Origin of the sequence: Pseudoalteromonas luteoviolacea, assembly GCF_000814765.1 — a bacterium.
GTDB lineage: Bacteria > Pseudomonadota > Gammaproteobacteria > Enterobacterales > Alteromonadaceae > Pseudoalteromonas > Pseudoalteromonas luteoviolacea_H.
This window is the reverse complement of record NZ_JWIC01000007.1, coordinates 536043-547411: the sequence shown is the minus strand read 5'-3', so window position 1 is coordinate 547411 and position 11369 is coordinate 536043. Positions and strand designations below refer to the sequence as shown.

15 protein-coding genes are annotated in these 11369 nt (G+C 41.1%); 6 read left to right on the top strand and 9 right to left on the bottom strand.

What is annotated here, in order from left to right:
* Window positions 1–10 precede the first annotated feature (10 nt).
* Window positions 11–763, bottom strand: coding sequence for a substrate-binding periplasmic protein (locus tag JF50_RS16730; RefSeq protein ID WP_052262380.1), 753 nt, complete (start codon window positions 761–763; stop codon window positions 11–13).
* A 227-nt stretch (window positions 764–990) separates the two neighbouring features.
* Window positions 991–1164: a hypothetical protein gene (locus JF50_RS27410; protein ID WP_200890422.1), complete on the bottom strand. Its 174-nt coding sequence runs from the start codon at window positions 1162–1164 to the stop codon at window positions 991–993.
* Window positions 1165–1353: 189 nt separating this feature from the next.
* Between JF50_RS27410 and JF50_RS16725 the strand changes: the two genes are divergently transcribed.
* From JF50_RS16725 to JF50_RS16715, 3 genes are all read left to right on the top strand, one after another.
* Window positions 1354–1893 carry an isochorismatase family protein gene (locus JF50_RS16725; protein WP_039610543.1) on the top strand — a complete coding sequence of 180 codons (540 nt, stop codon included), beginning with the start codon at window positions 1354–1356 and terminating at the stop codon, window positions 1891–1893.
* 90 nt (window positions 1894–1983) lie between these two features.
* Window positions 1984–2934: a GlxA family transcriptional regulator gene (locus tag JF50_RS16720; protein WP_052262379.1), complete on the top strand. Its 951-nt coding sequence runs from the start codon at window positions 1984–1986 to the stop codon at window positions 2932–2934.
* Window positions 2935–3058: 124 nt separating this feature from the next.
* Window positions 3059–3376: a hypothetical protein gene (locus tag JF50_RS16715; RefSeq protein ID WP_039610541.1), complete on the top strand. Its 318-nt coding sequence runs from the start codon at window positions 3059–3061 to the stop codon at window positions 3374–3376.
* Between the two features lie 57 nt (window positions 3377–3433).
* Here JF50_RS16715 and JF50_RS16710 read toward each other — a convergent pair whose 3' ends face one another.
* The 4 genes from JF50_RS16710 to JF50_RS16695 all read right to left on the bottom strand — a co-directional run bounded on the left by JF50_RS16710 (window position 3434) and on the right by JF50_RS16695 (window position 6338).
* On the bottom strand, window positions 3434–3985 hold the full coding sequence (locus tag JF50_RS16710; RefSeq protein ID WP_039610540.1) for a metal-dependent hydrolase: 552 nt from the start codon (window positions 3983–3985) through the stop codon (window positions 3434–3436).
* A gap of 218 nt (window positions 3986–4203) precedes the next feature.
* Window positions 4204–4767, bottom strand: coding sequence for a DUF3833 domain-containing protein (locus tag JF50_RS16705; RefSeq protein ID WP_052262378.1), 564 nt, complete (start codon window positions 4765–4767; stop codon window positions 4204–4206).
* Complete coding sequence (locus JF50_RS16700; protein WP_039610539.1) at window positions 4767–5291, bottom strand: chalcone isomerase family protein; 525 nt, start codon at window positions 5289–5291, stop codon at window positions 4767–4769. The genes JF50_RS16705 and JF50_RS16700 overlap by 1 nt, the downstream gene beginning before the upstream one ends.
* A gap of 129 nt (window positions 5292–5420) precedes the next feature.
* Window positions 5421–6338 (bottom strand): LysR family transcriptional regulator, encoded by a 918-nt coding sequence (locus JF50_RS16695; RefSeq protein WP_039610538.1) that lies wholly within the window; start codon window positions 6336–6338, stop codon window positions 5421–5423.
* A gap of 98 nt (window positions 6339–6436) precedes the next feature.
* On the opposite strand from JF50_RS16695, the gene JF50_RS16690 reads away from it, so the two are divergent.
* The gene (locus JF50_RS16690) at window positions 6437–6919 is read left to right on the top strand and encodes a GNAT family N-acetyltransferase (RefSeq protein ID WP_039610537.1); all 483 of its coding nucleotides are present in this window, start codon (window positions 6437–6439) and stop codon (window positions 6917–6919) included.
* Here the strand turns inward: JF50_RS16690 and JF50_RS16685 are convergent.
* From JF50_RS16685 to JF50_RS16675, 3 genes are all read right to left on the bottom strand, one after another.
* Window positions 6916–7410: a DUF2314 domain-containing protein gene (locus tag JF50_RS16685; protein ID WP_039610536.1), complete on the bottom strand. Its 495-nt coding sequence runs from the start codon at window positions 7408–7410 to the stop codon at window positions 6916–6918. The two genes, JF50_RS16690 and JF50_RS16685, sit on opposite strands and share 4 nt — an antisense overlap.
* Before the next feature lie 298 nt (window positions 7411–7708).
* The gene (locus tag JF50_RS16680) at window positions 7709–8098 is read right to left on the bottom strand and encodes a hypothetical protein (protein WP_039610535.1); all 390 of its coding nucleotides are present in this window, start codon (window positions 8096–8098) and stop codon (window positions 7709–7711) included.
* 108 nt (window positions 8099–8206) lie between these two features.
* Window positions 8207–8773: a uracil-DNA glycosylase family protein gene (locus tag JF50_RS16675; RefSeq protein WP_039610534.1), complete on the bottom strand. Its 567-nt coding sequence runs from the start codon at window positions 8771–8773 to the stop codon at window positions 8207–8209.
* A gap of 610 nt (window positions 8774–9383) precedes the next feature.
* Here JF50_RS16675 and JF50_RS16670 point away from each other — a divergent pair.
* Both JF50_RS16670 and JF50_RS16665 read left to right on the top strand, forming a co-directional pair.
* Window positions 9384–10973 carry a PepSY-associated TM helix domain-containing protein gene (locus JF50_RS16670; RefSeq protein ID WP_039610533.1) on the top strand — a complete coding sequence of 530 codons (1590 nt, stop codon included), beginning with the start codon at window positions 9384–9386 and terminating at the stop codon, window positions 10971–10973.
* Window positions 10970–11305 (top strand): DUF3325 domain-containing protein, encoded by a 336-nt coding sequence (locus tag JF50_RS16665; RefSeq protein ID WP_039610532.1) that lies wholly within the window; start codon window positions 10970–10972, stop codon window positions 11303–11305. Before JF50_RS16670 ends, JF50_RS16665 begins: the two co-directional genes overlap by 4 nt.
* Window positions 11306–11369: the final 64 nt, after the last annotated feature.

Sequence of the window (11369 nt, the reverse complement as noted above, 5' to 3'; positions counted from 1 at the left end):
AGCGTTATGCTCACTCGGTCTGACTGTAAAAGAGTTCGGGATCAAATATCTCTGGCCGACGACTTCTTATTACCTTCAGCGCGTCATTCATTTTTTTAATGATTTTTTTATCTATTGCTTTGTTGCAAGCGAACCCTAAATAGGAAGAACGCAACGGCATCACTATTCGATAGTGCTTTGGATTTATCCCCGCTCGTTTAAACTGATAGCGTGCAATCACATCCCCATATGCAATTAAATCTATACGCTTTAGCTTTAACATTTGTACCAACTCAAAGCCTGAGGCTAAAAAGACTAAACTCTCCTTATCAATCCCAGATTGACGCAATAATTGATGACCAATATCATTTTTCACCACACCAATTTTTAAATCGCCAATGCTTTTCAAGTTCGCTAAGTGATAGCTTGTTTCTTTGTGGCCAATAATTGCAATATGATTATCCATGGTCGGGCCAATAAATTGAAAAAGCTTGGCACGCTCTTCAGTGTAAGTCATAGAAAAAATGCAAGCATTGTGATTAGACAGCGTCATCTGGTAGGCCCTAGGCCAAGGTAATAGCATAACGTCGTTATCGTCAAAATCCCAACCTAAATCAAGATAGACGAGCTTCAACGCTTCGATGGCAATGCCTTCCACTTGGCCATTCACATGGTAATTAAAAGGCGGGTAGTCTTCAGTAAACCAGACAAGCTTCGGCCCTTTAGCCACAGCCGAATGCGTTAACATCACAGCCAGTAAATAAAACGCGAATTTGAGCATCATTGGATTTCCTCACTTCATTCAAAGTGTAGATGCAATCGCCTCGTTTGTAAGGTGCGTTTTACTAAACTCACACAACCAAAAAAGGCAGCCTGTGCTGCCTTTTAGATGGAATTTGAACTTACGCTTTTTTAATCGCTTTTTTCAGCTTTTTGATTTTTGCTTCATGCTTTGCGATCTTCTTAATGCGTTGCTTAACTTCTTTTTTTAGCTTTTTAACTTCAACTTTCTTAGCCATTATGATCTCCTGTTGATTTTGATTTATGCTTATTTACAAACCTTTTTATAAACTTTCTAATTTCTTTTGATGAACTCGTGTCTAGCTCATTACATAACGCAATAAACTGATCTTTCTGGTCTTTATTAATACGCACAAGCAACTGTGCATCTTTGTTCTTCGCCATACGTTCCCCTAAATGTATATACAAACGTATATACATTTACCATCTATGTCAACGATTAATCTGTACAGTATTTGTGCTGTCATTATACATGTCTTAATCTGTCCGATGCTTGTCGAGAATAGGTATCTACTTACTTTGTTTCACTTTTTATACTGGCCACCACAAAGTAACCGATATAGGACAAACGCAATGAGCAAAGCACTGATCATTATTGATACACAAAACTCTTTTTTTAAAACGGACTATTGGCAGGAAAAAGATTTCCTCACCTTCAAAAAAAATCTAGGGAGTCTGATCACGCATTTTCACAACGCTAACTTGCCGATTATTAAAGTACTGCATAGCCGAGAGGATGCGACTGACAGCCCATTCAATCCAGCTTCAGGTTTAGTTGAACCGATGGCCTTTTTACCAAACTCATTTACGAAAGTGTTTTACAAGTCCGTACACAACGCTTTTACAGACACTGGGTTGGCAACATGGTTGAAACGATACAACATAGATACACTGGTGATCAGCGGCATACGCACAGAGCAATGCTGTGAGACCACTGCACGTATTGCCTTTGATTTAGGCTTCAACGTTGAGTTTGTGACTGATGCCACACTGACCTTTGATATGAATTGCCCCATAACGGGAGCAGATTATTCATCCGATGACATCAAAGCCAGAACAGAATTAGTACTTGCTAATCGTTTCGCTTCCATTCATTCTCATCAAGACTATTAGTGCTTAAAGTTGGCGGTGCACCTTGTTTATAAGAGGTTTATCGCCATTTTATATTAACAATTCCATCCTTTTACAATGTGGCGACAACCAGTGACTATTTATTTTGTTTTGCTTGCAGACACACTCCCTCTCGATTTTGCAGGCCCTCTGCAAGTGTTCATAGAAGCTAAACGCTTAGGTTTAGACTACGAGATAAGCTATGTCAGTGCATCTGAACAGCTAAGCTGCGATGGGGGGTTGCAATTAGCCAACCTAGCATCTTTACCGCCAACATTAGCGCCTGAAGACATCATAGTACTGCCTGGTTGCCATCGTGCTTTCGATGCATATTCAACTCAAGATGCGCGAGAGACTATTCAATGGCTAAAAAACGTCATCGCAGATCACACGGTCCTCACCATCTGCTCTGGCGCTGTGCTGGCTGCAAAAGCGGGGTTATTAGTTAACAAATCCTGCACCACGCACTATCAACTCATAGATACAATGCGCATAGCATTTCCGGAAAGCCACGTATTAGATAATAGAATATTTGTTGAAGATACGAATATCATTAGCAGTGCAGGCATTAGTTCGGGGATCGATATGGCACTTTATTTTGTTAGCACTCAATTCGGCGAGCATATCGGCGCTCAAGTGGCGCAAGAAATGCTTGTCTATTTCCGTCGAACAGGCCAAGACCCTCAGCTCAGTAGCTGGCTGCAATATCGTAATCACATGCATCGCAGTATTCACAAAGTACAAGACGCAATTTGTAGTAATGTCACTGAGCACTATTCGCTCGAACAACTCGCCGATATTGCACACTTGTCACAGCGTCAATTAAGTCGTCTTTTTTCTGTACACCTCGGCATCTCTCCCCGAGAATACCTCCAGCACATCAGAATCGGCCAAGCAAAACAGTTGTTGAAACACAGTAATAATAGCGTTGAAATTGTTGCACAAAACTGCGGTTACTCAAGCGGCCGTCAGTTCAGGCGCGCGTTTACTCAAACAACACGCATGAGCCCCCAACAATACAGACAACAATATAGTGGTGTTTAACCTCTTAAGGGCAAGGGATCACCTGTGCGGTATATCAATACATCAACAAAGTAGATCAGATAGGGTATTTATATTATCTTTATGAACGTCTAGACTCAAAGAAACCATTATCTATGGAGTGTTTATGAGTGACTTATTACTCTACGTCCAACTACGCTTAGAACCGGGTTGTATGGGCCCGCAAGGAAAAGACCATATTGAAGCTTTTTGTAAAAAGGAAAACGCGTCTCCTTGGCAAAATCAATTTGCCACGGTGAGCGTAGTACCTCGATATGACAAAACCCTACCTGAGTGGGAATATAGAGTAAAAAACAAATTACTGAGCGCAGAACAAGCCACTAAGTTTATATCTATGCATGATACAACTAAATCAGATTTAGAGGATGACATTGAATCTCATATGGCCGAAGAGATTGATGCCTACATGCAGGGTAAGTTTTAGTCAGAAAACTCCACATCACGATATCAACCTACTTACCATGGGGTGATCTATACACGGTCACCTTCTAATATATTTATCGTATAAATTAAACACAGTTATATTCATACGCGTACTGAAGACTTCAAAACAACAAATACGCTTTGTTATCCCAATATAACAACTCAAAACGATCAATAATGCAGTTAGCATTTGGTTTTGCCATGCATTCAATGCCCATTGCCCAGACCAAACTAGAGTAAACTCAGTCATCATTGGATACGCATACTGAATAGGCCATTGGAAGCCATCAGGGCCTTTTGACCCCAATACATCGCAGAAAATATGCAGGTGAAAGCAAAGAAATGATGCAAACCAGACACAAGTTTTATTTGTCTTTGCTATCCATGCACATAACAAGGAAATAGTAAACGCAGCGAGCAGGTTATGCCCTAACACATGATGGTATTGACTATACCAAGCGGTTTTACCCGTGATGGCATCGGCCACAATCCCCAGCCCATCCAAATCTGGAGCAATACCAGATAAACTGACTAACATACGGTTTCGTCGACTGTTAAATGCAGCAACCGACACCGTCCAGCTCAATAATAAATGAGTCACTGGTGCCATGCACTCACTCCCAATATTTATAATTCAGATACGCTCGTGATTTCGTAATCAGGACAACATTATAAAATATGGGCATAAATATGCGCTGAATAATTTTTATAAAACTGAGCGCAAGTCATAGTGTACAAAATAGAGTGTGACAACAAGAAGGTGCATCACGCAATGCGAGTAAGAGGCACAATGCCACTGTCTGCCTCTTACTTTTATATCTTGGGGTGCTAGGGGTGTAATGCCCCTTTACAGCCTTGAGTGGCCTCATTGCGCTGCATAAAGATAGTAACTTCAGCCATCACTAAGCCAAACTTTTTTATATACGAGCGGTTCATTAATGTGCATTTATCAAACGCCCACATCCAATCATCAAAAACAACACGGTAGGTGCTATCATCAACGGGTAAATCCATTTCATACTGCCATCTAAGCGCATTACCATAGACAGTCCCAACAGCGGGTGTTGCAATGTCAGGTGCACGACCCGTAAAACCGTCACCGCGCTTTTCTATGGTCCAAACTCGATGCTTGACACCATCACCAACTCCGTAAGTAAACGTTTCATCTAGTACCAGTTCTCCCTGCACATTGACAGAGCCGTCTATGCTCACTTTAAAACGCTGAACAAGCTCGCCACTGCGATTTTGAACGATACCCCATGCATTGACCTGCCCATCAAAAAAGCGAAAAACGTCAATTTTGGGATTCATATTTTGGTACTCATCGCTTTGCACTGAACTTTGGCACGCAGACAGTAAAACCAATACGCAGCATACAATCACAAATCTCATTATTTCTCTCCCAACAATTTCATCCGCATTTTGGGTTCAGTGGTTCTTTCACCCAACCAAATATCAAAAAACCACTTAGTAAAATTTTGATCTGTGATTTCGCCTAATAACTTTTCAGAATCATAAAAACGTGTCGCGCCCTTCTCATCTCTAACGCCATACAGCGAGTAGTTCTTGGAAACATCGGGGAAAATCGACTGCATTTGTGTTAACCAAATATCACCTAGCGCTTGATCATCGAAACCTTGCTTTTGCATTTCTTCTAACGAGCGTTTTGCAATTTCTTGTCCATCTAAATCACGTAAATACGTTAAATGCAGGACAAACGGCTTTAGGCGTTCATATTGACCGGAAGGCGAATAAAGTCGAATATCATACACGTCCCAAAACAAATAAGTCATGCGCGCAGTTTGACCAACCTGCGTCATGTCTTTTATCAAATCAAGTCCTATATTTTCACTGCTATTGGCCAAGCCACTCACAACAAGGAAAAACGCCAATACACTATTTTTATACTGTTTCATTTCTAATCCATCATTTATGTTCAACAGCTTATACGCAAGTATTATATGTATCGTTCACTTAGCAAGTGGCTATCTTGTAAGAATGTGTATCGGGGTGTCTAGGAAAGTATCGTTTCTACTACAGAGAGCTTAATGTGGTTCGTGATGTAAACCGTAAAATTGACAAAACTGGGATATAAACCACTGTAACTTCGGGTCTCGCTGACGCGTCTTATGCCAATATAGTTTTACACGATAATTTGGTACGTTGATGGGGGGGATATGGCTAGATAACTGATACTCTTTTGCAGCGTGTGCAGCATACCTTGCAGGCAGAGTGATCAGCCAATCAGTGTCTTTTATAAGCGCTAGCGCATTGAGCATATGCGGCGTCGCCATAACGACATGACGAGACTTTTTAGACTGCGCCAAAATACGGTCCACGATTCCTCTTGTTTCATTCCAAGGTGCAATCAACACATGTGATTTTGACAAAAAAGTTTCCAAAGACAATTGCTCGGGTAATCGCTGCTTTGCGCAACTCAACGTCACATAACTCCCTTCGAAGCAATTTAACTGTACCAACCCTTCTAACGTTTCTTGCTGGTGCTCAAACCCGCAAACAAGGTCTAGTTTTAAGTCTTTCAATGCCTGAACGGGAATACGTTCTTCCAATTGAATTATCTGAATAGATAAGTTCTTAAACCGAGACAATATGTCACTTAAGAATGGCTTCAAACACCATGCTGTATAATCTGTAGCAGCCAGTGTAAGTCGCTCTACTTGTTGCGGGTCAAACGGTTTTGCCTCTTGCAGCCCCACAGTGATCGCTTCAAATGCAGGCAACACATCAGCGGCTAGTCTATTGGCATAATCCGTTGCCAACATCTGATTATTTTCTCTGACGAACAGCTCGTCTTTTAACCCTAACCGCAACCGAGTCAAAGCATGACTACATGCTGACTGGCTCATATGTAAAATATTCGCGGTTTGGGTCACTGAGCCAGTTTGATACAACACAGCAAACAGCTTCAACAAGTTTAAATCTATATTGGGTATATTATTCATGCATTTAATACATATACTAAGTGCAAACCATGCACTTTATTCATGTGTTACTAAACAGTACACTGATACGCATCTAAGTCAAACAGGAATAAACCACCATGAGCTTATCTATACGACCAGCAGAAATTAAAGATGCAGCCACTATCTTGCACTTCATTAATGAATTAGCCATTTATGAAAAAGAACCTGATGCGGTTGAAAATACGGTACAAGATATAGAAAAAAAACTATTTGGCGATGATGTGCGGGCCCATGCACTTATCTGCGAGCAAAACGGCGAAGCCATTGGCTTTGCAGTATACTTTTTCAATTATTCAACGTGGCTAGGCAAATATGGCTTATACCTTGAAGATTTATATGTTGCACAAGACAAGCGCGGCGTAGGTGCGGGTAAAGCATTGATGAAACACCTTGCCCAAACGGCAATACAAAAAGACTGCGGCCGTTTTGAATGGGTGGTCTTAGACTGGAACAAGCCCGCTATAGACTTTTACCAGAGCATAGGTGCAGAGCCGCAAGATGAATGGATAATTTATCGCCTAACCGGACAAGCACTTAAAGACTTTGCAGAACAGCCTTAAACATCTACGTATTTATCTTGCATTGCTTTGAGCTCAGGTGGAAGAGCAATGCCTTCACGCTCAGCAATCGTAAACATGGCCCGTTGAATATACCCACCATAAATATTGCCGGCATTATCCGTGATCTGCCAATCTTCTATGTCTTCCAATTGGCAGACATAATTGTGGGCCATTTTTCCAGTATGCGTGATCGGGGGTGTAACCAAAAATACACTCACTTCATTGCCCTTAATGGTTTCTACATGCGCACCTAAATGTTCAATGACACCTCTATCACTTTCAAAGCCAAGTTTGACGAATGCATCCTTTGGATATCTTAAGAACAAAACCCGAAATTCATCGATTGTCGCTTTCGCTAGTGCAACGGCCTCCAATACCAGAGGATCATTCGGATCTGTTTCTATTGGCGGAAAGTCTTGTGATTCAGAGCTATAACGATTGTGTAGCCAAAACCCAGCGAGTATTACCAAAACAACTAGACCCCAGTACATACTTTCTCCTTACGGACTATTCTTGAAGTGTGAATCTCACTTTTAGACACTCATCATGTCATTATTAAACCTATAACACTCAGTTTAGGACAATTTTGATCTAAATTAAGGCGATTATTGAAATGTAGAGCAGGATAGTTGGTAAATTGAAATCGAGGCTCTTCCGAGGTTGAAGTTGACCAATAAAACGTGGCTATATTAACGAGCAAATACACATTAGAATAACAATCTATATGTAAACAAATGCAAAAACATGAATTTTCACAATCATTTACAATAAAAATATTAATTTTTTTGCTTACCGATATGCAGCAGGCTTTTGTTCTCTCTTGGTCTGTTTTCTGCTTATGCTGTTACCGAGCAAATCTTCTCGGCTAACTAAAAATCCACATATGCTGCTTACCACAATATAGATCCCATACATGGATCCAATGTAAACCCAATCATTTTCGCTGGTTAGCAATGATAAATTAGTCCCATCATTCACAAACAATACATTTATGATTGATAATACAAACGCAGCTCGATAGTACAGTGAGTGACCAAGGTGACTGGCAAAAGCAGAGACTAGTAAGGCAAATAAGCACAAATAAAAACCAATCACAGAACCTGCGCCTGGTTGATAGCTCGGGTATATGGCAAAAATCGAAATTAACACCGAGATCCATCCCGATAGGTGGTAAATCATTTTCAGTTCCCTTGAATTGAAATGTTATTTTTTGTAAACCAAAGTCTGTGGCGATTATGGTAGATGTCCGGCATTTTAGCAACTCCTTTGAGATGACATATTTATTGACTAACTCGTTAAAACGTCTGATATACGTTTTTTTAATGCAGGAATTGCATTTATTTCAAACCAAGGATTCCGTTTCAACCAATAATGATTTCGTGGGCTTGGATGCGGTAGTGGCATCTTAGTTGGCATAAACATTTCCCAATTCTGAACCGCTTCGGTGACATTTGTATAGCTCGCCAAGTGATAAGCTTGCGCATACTGTCCAATTAATATTGTAAACTCAACCTGATTGAATTCCGCCAATAATGTTTCGCGCCAAGTGTTAGCACATATTTTAGGTGGCGCTTTATCACCGGTTTTACCTTTCCCCGGATAGCAAAACGCCATAGGGATAATGGCAAACAATGATGGATCATAAAATTGCTGTTCCGTAACACCCAACCAATCCCGAAGCTTTTTACCACTGGCATCATTAAAAGGTTTCCCTGTTTTATGCACTGTCATACTAGGCGCTTGCCCTGCGATTAGTATTCTAGCGTTGGCACTGCCTTGCACAACAGGGGAGGGCACATGACCAAACTGTGTATGACACAAACGGCACGCTGCTATCTCATCTAATAACTTCATGGCTATTCTGCATTCTTAAAAAAGTACGCTATCATTGCTTAAGTAGACCGCCATAACCAACTATTAATTCACACCAGCCCTAACTTTTTTAATGATATAGGATCACTTACTAAAATAAAGAATAAATTACCCCAACAAACAAATTAAACTTTACCAAAAAATTAATTCTTCTGTTTTCTTGTAGCAAAAACTTTAACTTCTTTCACTTCCAGTGACGAGCCATACTTTTAAGTGTATTTAGCAATGATAATTACTGTTATTTACAAAACTATTCGTAGATAATAATTTACCTAATCAAAAAACTTAGGAACGTTATGTCACACGCCGATAATGCTTTGACTTTTCAATATAGGTTGAGCGTTACGTCCCGATTTTGCGCTGCAATTTTAGGGGGATATTTTTTCACAGCCTACTGTGTTTCGCTTTTGAGTCTCTTACTGCCTACGAGTAAAGTAGATGCCGTTTTATACAGTGTATGTGCGAGCATATTAATTTATAGCTGTGTATTTATTGCCGTTTTTGCTGCCCGCTCCCTATTTAAAGTATGGGTCGCATTAATAATCAGTACTGGCGTATTTGCGCTATTCACGACCTATATTCAGGGAAGTATATGAAAGACAGTTTTTTTCGCTCAATGACTTGGCTACATACTTGGGTTGGTCTTTTAATGTGCTGGCTACTATTTTTAATTTTCTTCGCCGGTACAATCAGCTTCTTTCGTCATGAGATTAGCCTTTGGAATCAACCTGCTGTGCATAGCATTGATAACAAACCTACGGATCAAAAAGCCTTAATCAGCGCAGGGTTGGATTACCTGCATGAAAAAGCCCCCGAGGCAAATAGATGGTGGATAGGCTTGCCTTCTCCCAGACAACCAGAAGTCCATGTCTCTCATCGTCACAGCCAACCAGATGGGCAAAGGGATAAATGGATAGACGAGCGCCTTGACCCAAATACGTTAACCCAAGTAGACGGCATCGTTGATACTCGGGGCGGTAACTTTTTTTATCGATTGCACTTCGATTTACACTACATGGACCGCAAATTAGCACGATGGTTAGTCTGCTTGGCGTCCTTGTTTATGTTAATCGCGCTCATCTCTGGCATTGTTATTCATAAACGTATCTTTAAAGACCTATTTCAATTTAGGCCGCAAAAGGGAGTAAGAGCTTGGCTCGATGCACACAACCTATCTTCTGTGCTGGCGCTGCCATTTCACCTTATGATCACCTATACAGGCCTAGTCACATTAATCTTTATGCTCTTTCCGGGTCCTGCCAATACACTCTATGAGGAGGGTGTAAAAGGCTTTAGATCCGACTTTTATCCAGAGCGTCAGGGCATTGAGAAGTCAGAGCAAACACTCAATTCACCGGCTTTCGAAAACGCTTTTGCACACTTTTACCATAACTGGCCAGAGCAGAAAATTAAGCGCGTGATCGTCGACTATCCAACTGACCTGAGTGCCACCATTAAAATCTATGGCGACAATGGTACGCTTATTCGTGATGAATATCCGTACTGGCAATACTCAGGTTCAACCGGAGAGCTTATAAAAACAGCTCGCCTAGATCCAAGTGGCGGGGAAGTGCTATATGGCGGTATGATAGCAGTGCATAGTGGCAGGCTCGCTCACCCTGGTCTACGTTGGCTTTACTTTATTTGCGGTATAGCCGGATGTGTGATGATTGCCACGGGCTGTATAATGTGGGCCAAACGAATTCGAGAACGTTTAAAGCCAAATCAATCACCTAGTTTTGGGCTCAAATTAGTAGAAGCATTAAACCTTGGCACAATCATGGGGTTACCACTAGCAACTGCAGGTTTCTTCTATGCTAACAGGTTATTGCCAGCAGAAGTCACCGGTCGGGCTGATAAAGAGATACTCGCTTTCTTTTTAATTTGGCTTGCTGCAACAGTGACAGCAGGACTTTGGCGATCTCGTCGTGCGTGGCAAAGATTCGCTCATCTTAATGCCGCAGTGTGGCTACTATTGCCTATCTGTAACGCGCTGACAACAGATGGAAATTTAATCACATATATCATGGACGGAAAGTGGATCTTAGCCAGTTTTGATCTCACATTTTTAGCAACGGCTGCTGTTTTTTATATGCAAGGCAACAAATTAGGCGCTCAACCAAATACCGTCAAACAAGGCTCAGTGCAAAACCGCCGTTTAGGTCGGGAGCAAAAAGCATGATTTATAGCTTAGCGACACTGTTGTGTTTTAGCGCCTTTTACGCGTTTGCAATGGCCAAAACATCCCATTACAAAAGTGTATTTGGCTCACGTCCAGATCAAACACAAACTCAGCGATTTAATTACTCCGCTTGGATCATTATTTTACTAAGCTTGGGCGTCAACCTATCCCAAGCTATTGGTTATGGCAGTTTGATGTTTTGTGGGCAAATAGCGCTCTCTGTCATCATCATTTCACTTTGTATGACTTATAGAGCACATTGGCTGAGATCACTTTTATACGTACTTCCCGCAATAACTTGTGTACTCATCATTTTAGCGCTCCTGTACTAACCAATTTCGGCGGCTGATTAGATGAATATCAGCCGCTGAGATCATTATTTTACTATCTCCTCCT

Coding starts and splice junctions, on each gene's coding strand:
- JF50_RS16730 (WP_052262380.1), bottom strand. CDS start 763: ATGATGCTCAAATTCGCGTTTTATTTACTGGCTGTGATGTTAACGCAT.
- JF50_RS27410 (WP_200890422.1), bottom strand. CDS start 1,164: ATGGCGAAGAACAAAGATGCACAGTTGCTTGTGCGTATTAATAAAGAC.
- JF50_RS16725 (WP_039610543.1), top strand. CDS start 1,354: ATGAGCAAAGCACTGATCATTATTGATACACAAAACTCTTTTTTTAAA.
- JF50_RS16715 (WP_039610541.1), top strand. CDS start 3,059: ATGAGTGACTTATTACTCTACGTCCAACTACGCTTAGAACCGGGTTGT.
- JF50_RS16710 (WP_039610540.1), bottom strand. CDS start 3,985: ATGGCACCAGTGACTCATTTATTATTGAGCTGGACGGTGTCGGTTGCT.
- JF50_RS16705 (WP_052262378.1), bottom strand. CDS start 4,767: ATGAGATTTGTGATTGTATGCTGCGTATTGGTTTTACTGTCTGCGTGC.
- JF50_RS16700 (WP_039610539.1), bottom strand. CDS start 5,291: ATGAAACAGTATAAAAATAGTGTATTGGCGTTTTTCCTTGTTGTGAGT.
- JF50_RS16695 (WP_039610538.1), bottom strand. CDS start 6,338: ATGAATAATATACCCAATATAGATTTAAACTTGTTGAAGCTGTTTGCT.
- JF50_RS16690 (WP_039610537.1), top strand. CDS start 6,437: ATGAGCTTATCTATACGACCAGCAGAAATTAAAGATGCAGCCACTATC.
- JF50_RS16685 (WP_039610536.1), bottom strand. CDS start 7,410: ATGTACTGGGGTCTAGTTGTTTTGGTAATACTCGCTGGGTTTTGGCTA.
- JF50_RS16680 (WP_039610535.1), bottom strand. CDS start 8,098: ATGATTTACCACCTATCGGGATGGATCTCGGTGTTAATTTCGATTTTT.
- JF50_RS16675 (WP_039610534.1), bottom strand. CDS start 8,773: ATGAAGTTATTAGATGAGATAGCAGCGTGCCGTTTGTGTCATACACAG.
- JF50_RS16670 (WP_039610533.1), top strand. CDS start 9,384: ATGAAAGACAGTTTTTTTCGCTCAATGACTTGGCTACATACTTGGGTT.
- JF50_RS16665 (WP_039610532.1), top strand. CDS start 10,970: ATGATTTATAGCTTAGCGACACTGTTGTGTTTTAGCGCCTTTTACGCG.